The sequence below is a fragment of the Paenibacillus sp. FSL H7-0703 genome (assembly GCF_038003485.1).
Lineage (GTDB): Bacteria > Bacillota > Bacilli > Paenibacillales > Paenibacillaceae > Paenibacillus > Paenibacillus polymyxa_B.
The window spans coordinates 3,459,410-3,479,887 of record NZ_JBBOPF010000001.1 but is presented as its reverse complement, the minus strand read 5'-3'; the positions used below and the strand labels follow the sequence as shown (position 1 = coordinate 3,479,887).

At 45.8% G+C, this 20,478-nt stretch carries 13 protein-coding genes; 5 read left to right on the top strand and 8 right to left on the bottom strand.

Annotated elements, in window-relative coordinates:
• The first annotated feature begins 76 nt into the window (after positions 1-76).
• Positions 77-1,609, top strand: a complete 1,533-nt coding sequence (locus MHB46_RS15345; RefSeq protein WP_025719365.1) for an MFS transporter — start codon at positions 77-79, stop codon at positions 1,607-1,609.
• A 49-nt stretch (positions 1,610-1,658) separates the two neighbouring features.
• Complete coding sequence (locus MHB46_RS15340) at positions 1,659-2,786, top strand: glycoside hydrolase family 88/105 protein (protein ID WP_341162762.1); 1,128 nt, start codon at positions 1,659-1,661, stop codon at positions 2,784-2,786.
• Positions 2,787-2,866: 80 nt separating this feature from the next.
• Here MHB46_RS15340 and MHB46_RS15335 read toward each other — a convergent pair whose 3' ends face one another.
• From MHB46_RS15335 to MHB46_RS15320, 4 genes are all read right to left on the bottom strand, one after another.
• Entirely contained in the window at positions 2,867-3,799 is a 933-nt protein-coding gene (locus tag MHB46_RS15335) for a polysaccharide deacetylase family protein (RefSeq protein WP_341162761.1), read from the bottom strand.
• Positions 3,800-3,995: 196 nt separating this feature from the next.
• Positions 3,996-5,954, bottom strand: coding sequence for an acyltransferase family protein (locus MHB46_RS15330; protein WP_341162760.1), 1,959 nt, complete (start codon positions 5,952-5,954; stop codon positions 3,996-3,998).
• Positions 5,955-6,228: 274 nt separating this feature from the next.
• A complete protein-coding gene (locus tag MHB46_RS15325; RefSeq protein WP_061829525.1) occupies positions 6,229-7,578 on the bottom strand; it encodes a sodium-dependent transporter in 1,350 nt (449 codons plus the stop codon).
• Between the two features lie 162 nt (positions 7,579-7,740).
• Positions 7,741-10,293 carry a DUF2339 domain-containing protein gene (locus MHB46_RS15320; protein ID WP_341162759.1) on the bottom strand — a complete coding sequence of 851 codons (2,553 nt, stop codon included), beginning with the start codon at positions 10,291-10,293 and terminating at the stop codon, positions 7,741-7,743.
• Between the two features lie 523 nt (positions 10,294-10,816).
• Between MHB46_RS15320 and serS the strand changes: the two genes are divergently transcribed.
• A complete protein-coding gene (gene serS, locus MHB46_RS15315; RefSeq protein WP_341163754.1) occupies positions 10,817-12,106 on the top strand; it encodes a serine--tRNA ligase in 1,290 nt (429 codons plus the stop codon).
• Between the two features lie 112 nt (positions 12,107-12,218).
• Here serS and hmpA read toward each other — a convergent pair whose 3' ends face one another.
• Positions 12,219-13,448: an NO-inducible flavohemoprotein gene (hmpA, locus tag MHB46_RS15310; RefSeq protein ID WP_341162758.1), complete on the bottom strand. Its 1,230-nt coding sequence runs from the start codon at positions 13,446-13,448 to the stop codon at positions 12,219-12,221.
• A 404-nt stretch (positions 13,449-13,852) separates the two neighbouring features.
• Between hmpA and MHB46_RS15305 the strand changes: the two genes are divergently transcribed.
• The gene (locus tag MHB46_RS15305) at positions 13,853-15,394 is read left to right on the top strand and encodes a family 43 glycosylhydrolase (protein WP_341162757.1); all 1,542 of its coding nucleotides are present in this window, start codon (positions 13,853-13,855) and stop codon (positions 15,392-15,394) included.
• A gap of 172 nt (positions 15,395-15,566) precedes the next feature.
• Here the strand turns inward: MHB46_RS15305 and MHB46_RS15300 are convergent, their stop codons facing one another.
• Positions 15,567-17,516, bottom strand: coding sequence for an oxidoreductase (locus MHB46_RS15300; RefSeq protein ID WP_341162756.1), 1,950 nt, complete (start codon positions 17,514-17,516; stop codon positions 15,567-15,569).
• Between the two features lie 36 nt (positions 17,517-17,552).
• Complete coding sequence (locus tag MHB46_RS15295) at positions 17,553-18,824, bottom strand: L-lactate MFS transporter (protein WP_023990960.1); 1,272 nt, start codon at positions 18,822-18,824, stop codon at positions 17,553-17,555.
• 212 nt (positions 18,825-19,036) lie between these two features.
• Between MHB46_RS15295 and MHB46_RS15290 the strand changes: the two genes are divergently transcribed.
• Positions 19,037-19,573: a PadR family transcriptional regulator gene (locus MHB46_RS15290; protein WP_341162755.1), complete on the top strand. Its 537-nt coding sequence runs from the start codon at positions 19,037-19,039 to the stop codon at positions 19,571-19,573.
• Positions 19,574-19,668: 95 nt separating this feature from the next.
• Here the strand turns inward: MHB46_RS15290 and MHB46_RS15285 are convergent, their stop codons facing one another.
• The gene (locus MHB46_RS15285) at positions 19,669-20,379 is read right to left on the bottom strand and encodes a GntR family transcriptional regulator (protein ID WP_023990962.1); all 711 of its coding nucleotides are present in this window, start codon (positions 20,377-20,379) and stop codon (positions 19,669-19,671) included.
• Between the last annotated feature and the right edge of the window lie 99 nt (positions 20,380-20,478).

The following is a 20,478-nucleotide window of genomic DNA, read 5'->3' as shown; positions in this document are numbered from 1 at the left end:
CAACTTAGACAATTCTGCATAATATAGCGACCGGTGATTGTCCTCATAACCAGACAAAATATGAGGTGAACAGATCATGGAACGAAGAATCACACTGAAACATACACTCGCCTATGGAAGCGGTAACATGCTGGGAAGTGGCGCACTTGCTATTAGCGGTGCGTGGTTAATGTACTTTTATACAACCTTTTGCGGACTGTCTCCCGTTCAGGCCGCGGCCATTTTCTCTGTTGCCAGCATCATAGATGCGGTCAGCAATCCGGTCATGGGCTTTATCAGCGATAACTTTCACCGGACCCGCTTGGGCCGTAAATTCGGCAGACGTCGCTTTTTCATCATGATGGGTATCCCGCTGATGCTCGTGTATCCGATGCTTTGGGTAGATGGGTTGGGCTTCTGGTATTACCTGAGTACGTATGTGCTGTTTGAACTGGTGTATACCTCTGTCATGGTGCCGTATGAAGCACTAGCGTCGGAGATGACCCGGGACTTCGGCGCACGCTCCAGATTGACCGGATGGAAGGCCATGTTTGGCAAAATTGCCAATTTTGCCGCCGCTTTTATACCTGGTCGCTTTATTGCTGAGTATGGCAAAGACTCTCCATTGCCTTTCTTTTATACCGGTCTCGTTTTTGCAGCTATTCTGCTGATTGCGATGGCATTCTTGTACAAAAACTCCTGGGAACGTCCAAGTGAGGAACTGCAAAAGGAACTGGAAGGTGAAGCTCCGCTTTCCTTTATAGATTCGATGAAAAAGTTGTTTGTCGACATTTCCTCTACCTTCCGAGTCAAGACGTTCCGTCATCATCTCGGGATGTACCTGGGCGGCTTTTCAGCTGAGTGGCTGTTTACTTCTGCTTTTACGTACTTTATTGTCTTCTCCTTGTTCCAAAGCTCGGAGATGGTATCCAATTTGAACAGCTTTAACTCTGTCATTCAATTGATTTCTACCTATTTCTTCATCCAATTCTGTGTGCGTAAAGGGTTCCGTATGCCTTTCATCGCCGCACTCGTTGTCGTTTGCTTTAGCGTAGCAGGTTATGGCCTGCTCTATATAACGGGAGCCTCGAATACGATGGTATGGCTATATGTCATCACACTGTTCATGGGGCTTGGTACTGGGGGCGTCTACTACATACCTTGGAATCAATACACGTTCCTTGCCGATGTGGATGAAGCGTTGACCGGCCGTCGCCGGGAAGGTATTTATGCAGGTATGATGACTTTTGCCGGAAAAATGGTGCGGGCCGTTGTTGTCTTCATTCTCGGCTGGGTGTTACAGCATTTTGGCTTTGTATCCGGGGCTGATAGTCAGCCAGTCGCTGCTCAGCACGCCATCTTTTATGTACTCGTAGTCGGTACCATCGTTCTCGCGATCATCGGTATGATTGCTTCTGTCGTGATGAAGCTGGATATTGACAGCCACAAGAAGCTGATCGCCGAAATTGACCGTCTTAAAAATGGCGGCTCCATGAAATCAGCCAAACCGGAAGCACGAAAGGTATTCGAGGAACTGACAGGTTTCCATTACGATCGGTGCTGGGGCAACAATAATGTGGGCTTTAAGAACAAACCTGTTGACCCTAAAACGCACACTCCGTCTATGTAATAACAATAACAAATGCAGATTAAACATTTACTAAAGAGGTGACTGTATCATGGCAAATCCAACATCACAACCGACAACCAGTCCTACAAAAACAGATTCTTGGGCTGTACGTATGAGCGATTCCGTTCTGCAACGGAGTCCGGAATTTTATGAAAAATGGGAATATGACCACGGTGTCATTTACAGAGGTCTGGAATGGGTTGGCGAACTGACAGGCGATCCCAAGTACATGGAATTTATAAAAAAACATATGGATCATTTTGTTGACGAAAATGGCGTTATTCAGCGCTATAAAGTAGATGAGTACAATATTGACCATGTGAATAACGGTAAGCTGCTCTTCTCTCTGTATCGTGCTACAGGAGATGAACGATATAAAAAGGCAGCCTACCAATTACGCAGTCAGCTGGAAAAACACCCACGCACAAGCGAGGGTGCATTCTGGCACAAGCAAATTTATCCGTATCAAATTTGGCTCGACGGCTTGTACATGGGTGCCCCGTTCTATGCTGAATTTATCCGCGAATTCGGAGATCCGTCAGAGTTTGACGATGTTACCTTGCAATTCAAGCTCTGCTACGAACATACGCGTGATCCTGAAACAGGCCTGCTCTACCACGCTTGGGATGAGAAGCTTGAACAGCCTTGGTGCAACCCGCAAACAGGCTGCTCCAAGAACTTTTGGGGACGCTCTATGGGCTGGTTCGTTATGGCACTCGTTGACGTGCTGGACTATATTCCAGAAGATCATGCAGATCGCCCTGCCTTGCTCGATATGCTGACGGAAACACTGGAAGCCCTGCTGAAAGTACGTGATAAAGAAAGTGGAGTCTTTTATCAAGTGCTCAACCTGGGCCATGTGAAAGGCAACTATCTGGAAGCCTCTGCTTCCTGCATGATTCTTTATGCTATTGCCAAGGGCGTTCGCAAAGGCTATCTGCCAGAGCAATATCGTCAAGAGGCAGAAATCATCCGTAAGGGAATTATCGATGAATTTATCACGATCACTGAAGAAGGACTCGTGAATCTGAACAAAACGGTGCAAGTAAGCGGTTTGGGTGGTAAAGATCGTCGGGATGGTACCTTCGCTTACTATATCAGTGAGCCGATTATAACCAACGACCCCAAAGGTATCGGAGCTTTCATTCAGGCGATGGGTGAAGCAGAGCGCATCTAAAACACGCGAACGATATACCTTAATAACAAAAAGGACGGTGGTCATCAGCCCCGTCCTTTTCTTATATATAAACATATCTCTTATTTCATAACCTTAAACTCATATCCCTGTTTTTTTAGATATTCTATAATTTGCGGCAAAGCTTTTGCAGTTTCTTCTTTACCATAGGTGTCATGCATGAGTATGATGGCTTTTTCTCGACCTTTCACTGATCTCTTAAATTGGTTGATTAGTCCAGGGGCTTTCTTGGATGCTCCCTCTGCATCCTTCGTTAATACATTCCAATCTACCTGGTGATAGTCCTTTTGCAGTAAGACTTTATCCAAAGCAGCCATCCCCTGTGGATCTCTTCTATTCCATGTCATGTGGCCCCCCGGAAACCGGATCATTCTTGTGGTGAATTCTGGCCCCAGAATACTTTTTAATACCTTATTGTTCCTCTCAATATCCTGCATAACATGGTCCGTGCTTACCCGCCTGTTAGGATATAAATACTTATAATTATGAGAGTACGTGTGGTTTCCTATCGCATGACCCTCTTTAACAATTCTTTTGATAATGTTCCTGGTATGTTCATTTTCATCGGCTTCTTTTCCTACGATAAAAAAGGTTGCCTTGACCTTCTGTTTTTTCAGAATGTCCAATATTTTAGGTGTTACCGTCACGGATGGACCATCATCAAAGGATAAGTAGGCCACTTTTTTACCATCGGCTCCATCGGGCATCTGCCCTAGCATTTGCTGCTTTAAATATTTTTCGACAAAGGCACCATCTTCTACTTCGGGGTCGCTTTTTGGAGAGACCGCTTTACCTTTTGATGAGTCCTTGGATACGGAATCTGTTTTTTTAGCAATCTCCTGTGTTGGCGCATGTGTTTTGTTATCTGAGACCTTTATTGCAATGAAAGTAATACAACCTGCCACAAATAATAAAATAGCAATCCAAATGAGTCTTTTTCTGTTCCTCTTCAAGCGGTGCTCCATTGTCCTACTATGTGAATAGCCCTTTTCCATTAGCTTATGTACCTCCATACTAAAATAAGAAAAACCACCGGATCAGGGTTGATGTACACACCTTAGAATAGACATTGGAAAAACCCTTAGGTTTAGCCGATGAAAATTTAGGGATGTGCTTCAACCAGAGGACAACCTACTCCCGGTGGCTTTCTTGTCTTGCATTTACATAATTTATGAGTATCATTGCAGTTTATTACGATTGCTTCGTTAAGGCCTGAGCCAACAAGGACGCATAAGCTTTAGCACCTTTAGGTTTTAAATGTACTCCGTCATGCTCGAAATATGAATTTTTACCAGAACTGGCTGCATACCAGTCAATCATTGTAATTCGCGAATCCTGGGACGCTGCTTCGGCAAGATGCTTGTTCACAATGCTCTCCCATGGCCGAGGTACACGGGTATTCACGAGTATAATACGCTTCGCATCCTTCAGGCTAGCCAACAGATCGGATAACTGGTCCTTGGTGAAAGCGCCGTTCGTGCCCAGCTCAATAATAACCGTCTTACCCAACTGTCCGTTCTGTCTTAGCTGCTCCAGTACGGCAGGCGCCTCCGCCATCTGACGGCCGATCCGCCCATCTACAACAGCTCCCGGGAAGGATTCCTGAATGTACGACTGTACATCCAACATGACAGAGTCTCCAATGGCGGTAACACTCGAGCCATCACCTGTCATAGGCGTAGCTTCTTTGGGTTTGTCCGAAGGTTCCGACGGTTTCGTAACATCGTCCGTAGTACCAGCCTGGACCGCCGTATTCTTAGGCGTCTGGGTTTGAGACGGGACTGGGGTCTGCGCCTTGCTGCTCTCGGCCCCTTGCAGCTTGATGGCTTGGGGCTCCTTGGAAGCCACGGATACCGTTCCGTGAAGTGGCGGCATCGCCTTTGCCTTTGCGACTGGATTCTCATCGCTTGATGCCGCCTGAATAGTTGCATCAGGAGAAGCCACGTACAGGTGGACGGCACCCACGAGAATACCTACAAACAGCACAGCCGCTGTAGTTGTAGGCATCCATCTCCACCGCGCCTGTCTACGAACCGCAGAACGGATTCCTATGATCCAGTGGCGGAATCCTCCATGGCGGATCGGCTCCTCGATATATTTAAACGAGAGAGACGCCAGCAATACGGTAGCTAGCAATTGTAAAATGATGCGCAGCACATGCACGCCATCGGTATCTACCTGAGGCGTCGTTAGCGTGATAACCGGAACATGCCACAGATACAGTCCGTAGGAACGAGCTCCAATCCAACGTAGCGGCTTGATTCCAAGCAGACGACCAAGGTGGCTTACCGGATGTGCCAACGCTGCGACCACAATAGCAGTGACTAAAGCTATGCCCAGCAGGCCGCCCCGGTACAGAGATGGGTCATATTCATTCGAGGCCCACGCCCAGTGGCAAAGCAACAGCAAGCTTATTGCACCGATGCTGTCCAGAAGCATACGCGCCTTAGCAGAAGCTTGCTCTTTCAGCTTGCCGCTTGGCCACACCAAGGCCAGTGCCGCACCAATTAGTAAAGCAAATCCACGCGTATCCGTGCCGTAATACACCCGGCTCGGGTCGCTTCCCGGTACGTAAATCACGGCCATCAGGAGCGCAGATATTAATGCCAGACAAGTTACCCAGCCTGCGAGCACAATACGCTTGGGCATGAATTTTAGCCCGAGCGCCAGCAGTAAGGGCCACAGGATATAAAACTGCTCCTCCACCGCCAGCGACCACAGATGCCCAAGCGGAGAAGGTGGGCCGAAACTTTCAAAATACGAAACCTGATGGAAAATAAACCACCAATTGCTCATATACACCAATGCGGCAGGTACATCTCCGCGCAAGGCCGTTAGCCGTGACGGATCGAAAAGCAACGAGCACAGGACAATGACAGCCACAACCGTCAACATGGCAGGCAGCAACCTTCTGGCACGACGCAACCAGAAATCTTTCATTTTAAAACTATGATATGTATCCCACTGACTCACCAAAATATCTGTAATCAGATACCCCGACAAAGTAAAAAACACGCCCACACCCAACAAACCACCCGGCAACCAATCCGGATTCAGATGATACGCAATGACTGCGATAACTGCCAGCGCTCTTAAACCATCCAAACCTGGCATATAACGACGTTGTGACGACAACCGATTAGACTTCATTTCAGCCGCCGTCCTTCTTGCAAATTCAAGCTCCCTGTCTGTTTCAATGCTCTTCTGCCCTTTCCCTCTCCTGCACATCGTCTGCGATGCCCTGTAGCCTTTTCATTCATTATATAAAACTTCATAATCGTAATGATTTCAATGAAGTTAAAATTAATGACAATGTTTTTATTATATCATTCCTTTCCACAGTTAGGTAACCACTGATAGATATACAAAAAAAGGCATCTCTTCCCTTAGGAAGAAAATGCCTTTTTATTAGTATTCTATTCTCTTAAAATTTGATGATACCTGAGGTATGAAGGAAGACCAACAACATCAGGATCGGTGCAACATACCGAAGACCGAATAACCATACGTTGAACCAGAAGGGTTTGATGTTCGCATGCTCAGCCGCAGTCTTCCAGTAATAACCTGTGAATATAACAATCAACAAACCGCCTAACGGTAAGAAGATGTTGGATGCGGTAAAGTCTACGAAATCAAAGAATGATTTATCCCCTACTTTCAGTTCAGGCACCAGCCCCATGGACAATGCAGAAGGGACGCCCAGCATCAAGCACAGGACCGATACGACGAGAACGGAGCGAACCCGGCTCCAACGCATACGCTCCATGACATAGGCTACTGGAACTTCCAGCAAGGATACCATAGAACCTAATGCAGCAACCGCCAGCAGTACGAAGAACAAACCGCCGAAGAATGCACCAAAAGGCATTGCCGAGAAAGCAGCCGGTAAAGCAATGAAAACCAGCGATGGTCCTTGAGCCGGATTAATTCCGAAGGAGAAGGTTGTAGGGAAAATAATCATACCTGCGATAAACGCATAGATTAAATCTCCGCCACCAACGGCCAGCATGGCTCCACCCAGCGATTGACGGCGATCTACGTACGCACCGTACGTGATCATAATTCCCATCCCCAGTGAGAGTGAGAAGAAGGCATGTCCCAAAGCAACCAATGCAGACTCTATACTTAGCTTAGAGAAGTCGGGATTCAGAAAGAAGGATACGCCCGCACCAGAGCCTGGCAGCATAAGAGCGTTAATCATCAACACAAGCAACAGGATGACCTTGGCAGGAATCAAAATTTTATTGAACTTTTCAATCCCGTTCGATACCCCAAGAGTTACCACGACTGCTGTAAATGCAAAAACAACTAACAGCCAAACCAACGGCGCATAGCCGGAGGAAAAAGAAGCGAACTGTCCAGCAAAATCATTATTCGAAAACAGATTTCCGCTAAATGCCTCAACGGCATAATGCAGTGTCCAGCCTCCTACAATGGCATAGAACGACAAGATAACAAACGGCACGATAACAAACATGATGCTCATCTTGCCCCAAATCGGATGACCGCCTACTTTTACCATTGCAGAAGCAGCACTTCCTCGACCTGCACGACCAAGCGCAAGCTCCGCTAAAAGTACAGGCAAACCAACAAGCAACAGGCAGACAATAAACAATAAGAAAAATGCAGCTCCGCCATATTGTCCTGTAATATACGGAAATTTCCATATGTTACCTAGTCCTGCCGCACTCCCGATCGCCGCCAATATGAATCCAGCAGACGAGAAGCGTTCATTTTTATCAGACAGGCTATTCTGCCCCTTGCTCAAATTCATTATATCCCCCTCATTCTCTCTACTTACGCATAAACATGAGCATGCGTACATAAATAATTTTTACTCATTATAGCGTAAGTAGGATGTAAGGTCATGCATAATTTTTCACTATTACCGGATTTATTTTCATAATGTTCCGTATCTACAAAATACAACAGAAAACTACATATTTTCTTCAACATCCTTCTTTATTATGGTCTCTCCCATGCGATTAGATACTTTTTGATAAATATACGAAATCGCCAACAGTACAACACCAAAAGAGAAGTAGGCTACAATCGTGCTTCCTGTCGTTAACAGATGTAGATCATACAACAGCAGCTTACCTGTCGACAGCAAGGTCAAGCCCAATCCAAATCTGCGAATGTAGACCACTCGCTTGAGGAAGCCGTATACAATATACAAAATGGCCAGCAGCAAATACACCAGACTGAACACAAGACCAGCATCCCCCAGACGGAACTGAACTCCGAGAAAGGCGGTTATGATGCCCAGCAAATATACACCCATAATGACCGGATACAACTCATTACTTCTATAATGTCGGGTCATCAGTGCATTCAGGAAATCCCTGCTGCTGACGAATACCAGCACATTAAAGGCTGCGAGTACCACCAATGCCACATAATCAGCAGCCGTATTTTGCGCATAATTTTCATGCAAGGTTGGAACCGTTACGGTGACCACCAGTGCCAGCGCGTAGCCTATGACGTACAACGCCAAGCTGTAGTATTTAATCACCCGATCATACAGCAACCTCACCTTAGGCAGGAAATAAGCCAACACCAGCGATACGCAGGTATACAACAATACTTTGTACAAGGTGTAATGAGCAAACTCGTCGGATAAGACGATGTTATACCAATGCCCTGCTTCATACAAAAGGTAGAAATACACGTTCACCAAAGCTACATATTTGAATCCTTGCATGATATGCATTTCGTACAACCGATTGTTTTTGAAAGCATTCGGACGGCTAAATTCAATCGCATAGAAGACGGTAACGATTAACATTCCCAGTGTAATGAGCGTATATTTGAGTCCAAAATAATCCGTCTCAAATCCTGACAACAGATATATAGGGAAATCGACGAAAAAGAATGCGCCCAGACACAGTAATAAAATGCCCCAGCCAGCTCGTTCCAATTCCTTCAACCGGTAACGGTGTCCATATAATGTAAGAAGAACCGCTTCGATCAGCCAGCCCATGGATAACCATCTAACTCCAAACTGGAACGGAACCATAAGGATGGCAAAGGTCAACGAAGTCGCATAAAATAATATTTTGGTTTGTTTCTCCTCTGGAATATATCGACGGACCCATTGTCCCAGACCCCCGTACACCAAGCAAAAGACGAGAGCCAGCAAGCCTTTATAATCATCCAGGCCTGCATCGCCGAACAGAGAATACAGAACGGAACAGCTCACGACTGTATTCAGAGCCAATAGGGAGAAATCCAGCCATGACAGTTTTGTTTTTAAACGGAACGGCACCCACAGCGTCATCCCGAGGTACATCGCAAATGTAATGACTGCATACATCATGCTCGCTACGGCGCTTTCCGATAACCACGCCAGCACAATCATCAAGGGCGTATTAAGCAAAAAGCTGATATATTGCACGACGACCCACCGTTTGCGGAAGGATACAAGCAGAATCAGCAAGTTTAACAGGAACAAATAGCCCATGGCGATATACACAGCGTTCCCTTCCAGCCCATTCGCTGCCATATAGGAAAACAGTGGGAAATATCCCCCTACTAAACCGAAAGAGCATATCGTTCGGGATTCATACCTTAATGACAGTAGCACAGCGGTCACCGTAACGAGTACGGATAAGCCTATGCCTGTATACATTCCTATGATTTCTAACAAAAAGTAGCTGTAAAAAATCGATCCATACAACACAGAAATACCGCCGCCCAAAATACCGAGCGCAAAGGTCTGCTTCTGCTTGCGGTACAGCCATTCCCCGCCGCCCAGCATCAACGCTCCTAGCAGAAAGAAGGCCACGCCCTTCATATTTCCTGTAAACCAGTTCGAGTATGAGTATTTAAAAGCAGCTCCCACACCCAATATAATGAGCAAAATCCCCAGCTTGTTGATCCAGTTCAAGCCTAGCTTCATTTCAAACTGATTTTGCTTCATGCGCTTCTGCATCGTTTCTTCGCTGATCTCTTCTTCTCCGAACTGCTGGAACTCGCTTGCCGTCTGATGAAGCAATTTACGCTCGGCCTCCTGAAACCGCCTGCGTTGCTCCATAATTCGGTCTCGAATCTCCTCTGAGAACAGTCGTAATCTGGCGACGATCTCGTCCTGATCTTCTTTAAGCTCATGCGTAGTTTGCTGAATAAGCTGGTCCACTCGGTTTTTAGCCCCATATTCAAAGGCTGTCAGCCGATTTTCCCCTTCTGTAGTTCTGGAAGCAAAATAGGTCTCCAGCTTTTCACGCGAAATGCGGATCATATTCGCCTTTTCACTCAGCATTTGCTCCGTCAGCGCAGTGCGCAGCTTTCCATTTTCCTGCTCAATATGTCGTACTCGCTCTTCCAAGTGAATGCAGCGAGCCTGATAATCCTCGAACTTTTTTCGCAGAACCTCATTCTCCAGAATGATATCTGAGGCTTCATAGTCCGCGATTAATGTTTGATACTCCTTGAGCAGCTTGTTCTGTTCTTGGCGGATCGTATGTAAACGATCTTTAAAATCCTCCATGTTCTCCTCCATCGCTGTCCATTTTGGTAATCATTACATTTTACATGAAATTAAAAAGTCATTATAGAGACTATAGCCCATTTTGAACGTTAAATTGGGGCTTTTACTTAAATATTCTTCCAGTTTTATGAGCGCAGATGAAGTAGAATGGATATACATATGAAATAAAGCCTACCTTTCCCCTTCGCAAACATGAAATCCGCATGGATGTGTTGCAGAGTCATGCCCTTGATTAACCTGCCGAAAATCCGTATACTTACAAAAAAGCAAACGATATTATGCCTATGAAGAGCATCCAACTCGGAGGCGTTTACGCCAAGGACCATACGTTAGCGTAGGATATGGCGATATGTACCTAAGTAAACCGGAGCCGCCCGTTACAGCGGAGCAAAGTGGATTGGAGAGTTATGACATCTGTCATGCTGTCTGGTCAATTTGGGTGGCACCGCGAGATCAAAGCGCTCCTCGTCCCATGTGGATGAGGGCGCTTTTTGTATTTTTATCCGAAAAGGAGTGCGGTGTCATGTTGGATATCAAATGGATCAGAGAGCATCAAGAACGGGTTCAGACAGCAGCAGACGGCAAAGGAATACAGGTATCGGTCGCAGAGCTGTTGACCCTGGATGATCGGAGAAAACAGCTACTTCAGGAAGTGGAACAGCTTCGACAGAAGCGTAATCAGTGTAGTCAGGATATTGGTGCGCTAATCCATGCCGGCAAGAGTGAACAGGCAGAAGGGGCGAAGCGGCAGGTCAAAGAAATTAACGGACAGCTAGATCTTCTGGAAGCCCCGCAACAGGAAGTAGAGGAACAGTTTCAACAGCTTTTGCTTCTGATGCCTAATATCGTATCGCCAGATACGCCACGGGGAAGATCGGATGAGGATAATGTAGAACTGGAGCGGGTCGGGTCGGTTCCGAACTTCGGATTTGAACCAAAGGATCATATGGCGCTCGGTGAGCTTCACAAGCTTATCGACGTCCCTCGTGGTGTCAAAACAGCCGGTACCCGTAACTACTATCTGACGGGAGCAGGGGTTGCATTGCATCGGGCTGTGCAGCAGCTTGCGGTGGATTTGCTGACTGCACGCGGATTCCAGTTGTTGGACGTTCCACTGATGGTACGTGCAGAGGCGATGCGCAGCACTGGTTTTTTTCCGCTCGGACTGGATCAGACGTACCGCATCACAGGAGAGGATCAGTGGCTTGTAGGCACTTCGGAAGTGCCGCTGGTCTCGTATTACAGCGGTGAGATCGTGGATGTTGCGGACCCGATTCGGCTGGCAGCCGTGTCCGTATGCTTTCGCAATGAAGTCGGCTCAGCCGGAAGGGATGTACACGGACTGTATCGTGTCCACCAGTTTGCCAAGGTTGAGCAGGTCGTCATCTGCGAAGCTAGCCTGGACGCTTCGGAACAGATGTTTCAGGAGATTACGCGCAATGCGGAAGACCTGCTTCAACTGCTGGAGCTGCCCTACCGCAAGATGGCTGTCTGTACAGGCGACATGGCGCAAAAAACCTACAAGCAGGTGGACATTGAGACATGGATGCCCAGTCGCCAAGCTTACGGCGAGACACATTCGTCGTCCCAGCTGCTTGATTTCCAGGCGCGCCGTTCCAACATCCGGTACCGCAATGCGGATGGCAAGCTGCAATATTGCTACACGCTCAACAACACAGCAGTTGCTTCGCCCCGGATTTTGATCCCGTTGCTGGAGCATCACCAGCAAGAGGACGGTTCGATCCGTATTCCGGAGGCTTTACGCCCATATATGCCGCGAGGTATGGAATTTTTGCGTACTCCCTTGTTATGAAAACAGGAGCGCACTTTGAAAAGTAGTACCCAATGAGCAGGATTTCCGATTGTAATCATCGAAAAAAAGACGAAGGATAAATATCCTTCGTCTTTTTTGATGTCTCATTGTGTCATTGTGCTTCTGCTTCCCATGCGCTGGCAGGGCCAAAGAATTCATAGTGGATATCTGAAGCCGGGATATTCCACTCCTTCAAAAGGCCGTATACCGATTGCATGAATCCCTCAGGGCCACAAAAGTAATATTGTGCGTTACGTTCTGGTATCACGGATTGCAACCAGGCCAGATCCAAACGGCCTTCCTTGTGAAAAGCCTGTGCCAGCCGATCCTGCTCCGTTGGTCTGCTGTAACACCAACGAACTGCAGCCTGTGCATGTGTGGCGACCAGCTTTTCTACCTCATTACGCAAAGCATGGTTATCCCCATTGACTGCTGCGTGGACAAAGGTGATAGGTCGATGCGGAGCAGATTTCACTAAGGAAGCCAACATACTAACCATCGGGGTTAGCCCGACCCCGCCGCTGATCAGCACAACAGGTCTGCGATCTGCCCGATCCAGCGTAAAATCACCCGCCGGTGCAGATACTTGGAGCACATCGCCCTCTTGCACCTGCTCATGCAGATACACGGATACTTTACCTGCCGGACGGGACTCTGCGGCATCCTCGCGCTTTACAGATATCCGGTAGTGAGGTTTGCCCGGTGCATCTGAAAGACTGTATTGACGGATGTGGGTATTATGTTCGCCCGGAATTTCCATCTTTAAGCTGATATATTGCCCAGGCTCGAATTCAGGCAGCACCTGTCCATCCTGCGGCACCAGATAAAAAGACGTAATTTGGTCGCTTTCCTTAACCTTTTTCTGCACAACAAAGCTTTTAAAGTCTGACCAGCCTCCCTGCTGCTGTCCAGCCTCCTTGTACATTTCAGCTTCCACGTCTATAAATACATTAGCGATCACACCGTAGGCCTCGGCCCATGCGGCAATGATCTCGTCTGTAGCCGCATCTCCCAGTACGTCCTTGATCGCAGCGAGCAGATATTTTCCAACGATAGGGTAATGTTCTGGCTTAATTCCCAAACTGCGATGCTTATGTGCAATCTGGCGTACCACCGGAAGAATTTCCTCCAGGCGGTCAATGTGCTGTGCAGCCGCATATACAGCATTGGCCAGCGCTCCCTGTTGACGTCCTTGCTTCTGATTCGCGTGATTGAATATATTGAGAAGCTCGGGATGGGCTTCAAACATCATCTGGTAAAAACGCTTGGTGATTGTAGTTCCGTGTACCTCCAAAACAGGTACAGTCGATTTGATTGTTGCAATGGTTTGCTCACTTAGCATCTTTGTATCCCTCTTCTCTCCAAAATAAGATAACAAAGGGTATTTCAACATATGTCCCATTTGTTAATCCTCAATTTAAAACCCAGTATACCCACATAAAGTAACCGTTTATGTGATTCCAGTCACTTTAAATTTGAAATAATGTGAACGTGTCAATGACAAAACGCACAATCACAAACACTTCCCACATAACTGACGAGCTTTCCCCAAAGTTTCAAATATCTATATACCTATTTTGTATGTAATGATCAGATTTGTCCTTTCTCCTAACAACAGTTTCACCATGCTAAAGACTTCAATTTATTCCACTTGTAGACGCTTCCAATTAGGATAAAATCGAAGATGAGGTGCCGGACAAGCCGTTTCGGCCCATCCTATCCGTGTTAAAGGAGGCAGACGATATCGTGAAGTGGATCAACAGCAGCAAATGGTTAGCCGCATGGATTTGTATCCTATTCGCAGTGGCCAGTGCGAGTTTTCAACCCTGTGCAGCACATGCCAATACAACAGGCGTTACGCAAGCAACCTACGGGACCGAGGTGAACCAAGCGCTGAATGGCTTGGACGTCGCCAATGCCGAACTATCCCTGAGCGCAACAGCAAGCACAGCCATTACGAACGGAACGGATTGGAAAGACACCGCAGGTAACCCGATTCAGGCGAACAGCGGTAATATTCTAAAAGTAGGTTCTACTTATTATTGGTACGGCGAGCACGCCGAAAACTGGAAATTTGAAAAAGTGAACGTATATACCTCAACCGATTTGAAAAATTGGTCCTTCCGCAGCAGTATTCTCACCAAAGATTCTGCCCCTGAGCTGAATTCCAGCAAAATCGAGCGCCCCAAAGTCATCTACAACAAAACCACCGGAAAATATGTACTATGGGCGCACTATGAAAATGGCACGGACTACTCACTAGGTCGTGTAGCCGTCGCTACCAGCGATACACCCGACGGAAATTTTGCCTACCAAGGCAGCTTCCGCCCACTGAATTACGAGTCTCGTGATATGACGGTGTTCACGGATACTGACGGTAGCGGCTACCTTATTACAGCTTCCCGTAAAAATGGCGGCGCCAATGATACGATGGCGATCTTCAGGCTGACAGCCGATTATACAGGTGTGCAGGCGTTCGTTGGCTGGATTTTTGAAAATGGCTATCGCGAAGCTCCTGCTGTTGTGAAAAAGAACAATACCTACTACCTGTTCACCTCGCAGGCATCTGGCTGGTATCCGAATCAGGGCGCTTACGCAACCGCCAGCTCCATGACTGGAAGCTGGTCTGCTCTGTCACCCTTCGGTGATCCGGCGGCTTACGGCTCGCAAATCCATTCCATCGCCACGATTACGGGTAGCGCAGGAACCAGCTACATCTATATGGGCGACCGCTGGAATCCGCTCAACCTGAGCGACCACAAATTCATCTGGTTGCCACTAACTCTGAATGACTCCAACAAAACAGCAACCCTGAACTGGTACAGTAGCTGGGATCTGGATGCTGCGACAGGCACAGTAATCCTACCATCCCTTGTGAATCACGCACAGGGCAAAACAGCGACTGCTAGCTCAGCCGCATCCAGTTCTCCAGCTTCACTGGCGAACGATGGCAACGCCCAAACCTCGTGGAAGGCTGCTTCCGCATCCTGGCCCGCTTGGTGGCAGGTCGATTTAGGCAGTACCAAGACCATCAGCGAAGTGGATATTTCATGGTTTATGTACAAAGGATCTGAAGCGTATTACAAATATAAAATTGAATACAGCATGGATGGAATTAACTACTCCACGATTGATCGCACAGGTAATACCACGTATGGTTTTACCAGTGACAAAGTCAATTTTCAAGCTCGCTACGTGCGAATTAACCTTGTAAATGCAGTGCTATTCAATAATCCAAACAACTGGTATACCCCGACGGTGCATGAAGTAAGATTGCTTGGCAATTAACTTTCACACTTGGAATATTGCCTTAATCCTTAAAAAAATATCGCACAGCTCTTGCGCAATGTTGTACCCATTTGCAGGAGCTGTGCGATTTGTGTTGAACCGCTATGTTCGAGTGCCTCTCTTAGACTCCTGAAGTATCACATGCCGGGCAGTGATAGTGAGTCGCAGATAATCAGATATCAAGCGCTGCATGATATCCTTGATATATTGCAGTCGTGATGGTAGATGCCTTAACGCAATCTCCGATTTGTGCGACATAAGGTGCACAATCAATTAACTCATCTACTACGTTTCTTCTTGGCCGTTGTCCAAGCGCACAAATGACTGAAGTACCTGGAACAAGATGTTCTTCACCATTTTGATCAGCGCAAACAACACCTTCTTGTGTAACACTCAGCCCTTTAAATCCTAAATGAACTTGAATGTTATTCTTTTCGATTTCTTTTAGCATAATCGGACGATGTCTAATATTAGCATCCGGAGCCAGCTCTGCTCTCATCTCTACCAGATGAACAGTCTTACCTTCCTGAGCAAGGTGAATGGCTGCTTCACAGCCTGCCAGACCTCCTCCCAATACGACTACGCTATCGCTGACCCTGTCCTGCTCCAGGTAGTAGTTATTAACAATGACTACGTTATCACCATTCAATCCAGGAATTGGAGGAACAATTGCTGCGGAACCAGCTGCTATAATTAACGCATCAACATTTTCTTTCTCTGCATACTCTTTAGTAACAGGTGTATTCAAACGGATCTCAACGCCAGCGTCTTTAGCCAGCTTTCCGAGAGTAACACCTAATTCATACATCTCATATTTAAAAGGAATCGCCTGCTCTCCCCTCAAAATACCGCCTACCTCGTCAGCCTTCTCACATAGAATAACTTTATGTCCGCGTTTGGCTGCAGTAAGAGCTGCATAAAGCCCGCCTGGGCCTCCACCGGCTACTAAAACCTTGCGTGGATTAGGGGAAGGGTAAATTTCTGTTCCATCCATCTCGCGACCAATTAATGGGTTAACCGTACAGCGTCTTGTGGATGTTTCTGCACGTTCTGCCATACAGGTGAAGCATCTCAGACATTTAATAATGTCCTCGTCGCGGTTGCTCATCACCTTTCTTGGAAGCTCTGGATCAGCAAGCAGTGCGCGAGCCATTTCAACAACATCCGCCTGACCGCTAGCAATGATTTCTTCCATTTGAGCCGGGTCATTTAATCCGCCGACCGTTGCAACCGGAACACTTACATGCTTCTTAATCTCTGCTGCAAGATAAACGTTACTTCCATGAGGCAAGAACATCGAAGGATGTGTGATACCAAAGCCTGTCTGATAAGTTCCAGCAGATACATGGAGTAAATCGACTCTTGATTCGATTAATTTAGCAATTTCTATACCTTCTGTCAGGTCATAGCCGCCTTCAAATAACTCCGAACCACTCATTCTAAACTCGATTGGGAAGCCAGAACCCACCGCTTCACGGACACTGTCCAGAACCTCCTGTGCAAAACGCACCCTGTTTTCCAAAGTTCCGCCATACTTGTCTGTTCTGCGGTTGAAATAAGGAGAAAAAAACTGATTAATCAACCATCCATGTCCGCCATGAACCATAATCATTTCATAACCTGCTCTCTTGGCCAGTCCAGCACATCTACCATAAGCTGCTACGATATCATCAATTAGTTCTTGCGAAAGTTCCTTTACTTCTCTGCCATCCGGGCGTACTCCGGGGCTGGGTCCCCACTGAGCAAGTCCTTGTTTCTTATTTTTGTCAGTCAGATAAGTTCCTGCATACTGTCCAGAATGAGACAATTCCACACTGGCAATTGCCCCGTGACGGCGAATAGCGTCTGCAGTATAGGTAAAACTAGCAAGAGAATCTACTGTCCCCAGATCCAGATGGTACATATGGGAAGCTTCCGTCTCAGGATGAACCACGACTTCGCTGACCGTAACTGACGCAGCACCGCCTTTTGCTCTTAATTCATAAAAAGCTGTAGATTTCGGTCCAATAGTGCAGTCAGCTGTAATATCTGTACCTCCCATAGGAGAGCCAAACATTCTATTTCTGAAAGTCACATTTCCAATTGTAATTGGTTTACATAGATTGGGATATTTTCTTTGCATGATCTCATGCTCCTTATCTGTATTTATTGCTATGGGTTAATTGATAGCTTTCTGATTCATATCCACAGCCATCTTCTGATTTTTTCGGGTAGTGAACTTATATACAAATGTTAGAACAAGTCCGGTTATGCCAAGTACGGCCGCAATGACAAAGGCTCTCTGATAGCTACTGTCTGTGCTGTAAACATGACTCATAATCGATGGGCCAAAGTATCCTGCTGTTGCAAATCCAATAAACATAATTCCATAATTCACACTATTATTTCTCACACCAAACTGATCGGCAGTAAATCCAGGAAATACCCCCATCAGTGCACCAAAACATAAACCAATAACTGAAATACCAATATAGAATGTCAACACACTACCTTCGCCTGAAAAATAAAGCAATGTGAGTCCTATGACCGAAAAGACAGAAGAAAAAGCCAGGGTATTGATTCGACCGATTTTGTCCGAAATATAGCCTGCAACGATTCGTCCGCCCGTGTTAAACAATGCCAATACGGAAACAACTGTCGTAGCGGCTGCCGCAGACATACCAATCATTTTCTGAGCTATAGGAGAAGCTTGTGATGTACACATGAGTCCGGCAAAAGCACCACACATTAATAACAAGATCATGATATAAAACAGAGGGCTTGAGAGCATGCCTTTCCAGTCTTTGTCGTTCTGAATAGAACGGCCAACATTTACAGTCTTGGGTGTCCATCCTGCAGGAACAAAGTCAGATGGACATTTCTCAATGAAGAAAGAAGCAGCACATACAATAATAAGAAATGCTATACCGATGATAATGAATGCTGATGTCACACCAGACCTACTGATTAAACTATTGGCAATAGGAGGTATAATAACTGAGCTTATTCCATAAGCAGCCGTTGTTATACCGCCAACTAATCCTCTTTTGTCAGGGAAAAACTTAATAGAGTTGCTAATTGTGCATCCGTAAACCATTCCCGTTCCTAGGCCGAGTACGATACCGTAAGCCAATACCAGGTAACCTACAGATGTTGCAAATCCTGATAAAATCATACCGCCTCCAAATAGCAAGCCCCCTACAAAGATCACTTTCTTGGGCCCGAATCGATCATTAATCCAGCCACCTGAAATCATCGTGATAGGACCTACCGAATTTGTAATCGTAAATGCAATAGCCAAATTCCCCGGTGTTAAACTAAGTCCTGTGACGCTGCTCAAATATTCTGCCATTGGGGCAGAAAATACACTCCACGCGTAAATTGATCCAATACACAGATTAATAAAACAGCTTGCAATCAGAATAATCCATCTCTTTTTTGTAAGTTCCACTGAGATCTTCTTCTCCCTCGTCGTTGTATTGTGAAATCATTCACATATTTCGAAATAATATTAACACGCGCTTTGCAATATATCAACAGAAACATGTATGTAGTTATATGTTTTATTAAATATGTTTTCAATAATATATCAATCTTATTGTGGACTCGCTAAATATGTTATACTTAACCAATAAACGACGAAAATGTTAGGAAGAATGCCTTATGAGAACTTTAAAATATGCCATTCTGGGCTTGTTAAATAAAGAACCTATGACTGGTTATGATATAGGTAAAGAATTCAGTAAAGATTTAGGCGAATTTTGGACTGCAAAGCATAGTCAGATCTATCCAGAATTAAAAAAACTGCTTAATGAGGGACTTATCGTCTACGAGATCCAAATTAGCGGAGAAATTTTAGAAAAAAAATTGTATTCGATTACGGAGAAAGGCAAAGAAGATTTTTTACAATGGCTAAGAAAAGCAGAGCCTATTGAACCCACTCCCAAAGATGTGTTTAGGCTGAGAATGTATTTTTCTAATCATCTGGATATAACAACCCGATTAAATTTGTTGGAACATCAGCTGCTTCAACATCAAGATAGGCTGGAACATTTACGCAAAAATAAAGAACGTTATGAAACTATTCCTCCTCTTGATAGTGATAATTTTGGCGATTATCTTGTATTAGATGGTGCTATTTTACGCGAAACTATAACCATACAATGGATAGAAAGTTTTATTGCTTATTGTAAAAAATAAAGCATCTCATTTTCCCTTAAACTTATTGTAAACACAAAAAAGCACAAGGATTCGAGAATATGTAGCTCGAACCCTTATGCTTATTTTTTTACTAATCAACGCATTCGATTCACTGTGGTAAACACAAATTTATCGTACCGATGCCGCGAGAACGAGTATTCAAATGGTATACCTGTATCCAGATAACCCACCTGCTCAATTTCCAAGATTGGATCATCCGCTGCGCAGTCCAAATGCTCCCGATCCAGTTCCGTCGACTTGGATGCCCGGATGGTACGGTGTGAACCGACAATATTAAGTCCCAACTCCTCCTTAATGTGTTTGTACACCGAGCCATACAGCACCTCCTCTGTAATACCGCTGATCAGCTTCGTAGGCATGTATGTGCGCTCGATAACATAGGGCTCACCCTCCACGACACGCAGACGAATCACATGATATACAGGAGAATTGGCATCAATAAATAGATGGGTCGCTACCTCTTCGGATGGAAATTGAACGTCAAAGGCGACGATTTTATTTTTGATTTCTTTCCCGCGCAATACGTTGGTTAACCCCAGCATTTCATTTACGACGACGTTAACAGGGCCATTGTGAACCGATTTGACGATAAATGTTCCATGTCCTCTTTTACGATTTAGCAACCCGTCCATCACCAATGTGTCCAATGCCCGCTTAATCGTCATCCGACTTACACGAAACTCTTTTGCCAGTGAGATCTCATCGGGAATCGGATCATCACTGCTATAGGTCTTATTCATAATCCGCTCTTTGACCTCTTGTGCAATCCGCTCGTATTTGTTCATCTGTCTACCACCTGTACTAAAAATTATTTTATGTCAGCATTTTACCAAAACATCGGTAGCGCTGGTTCTTTTTTGTTCTGCAGGCGGGACGTTAAGGTA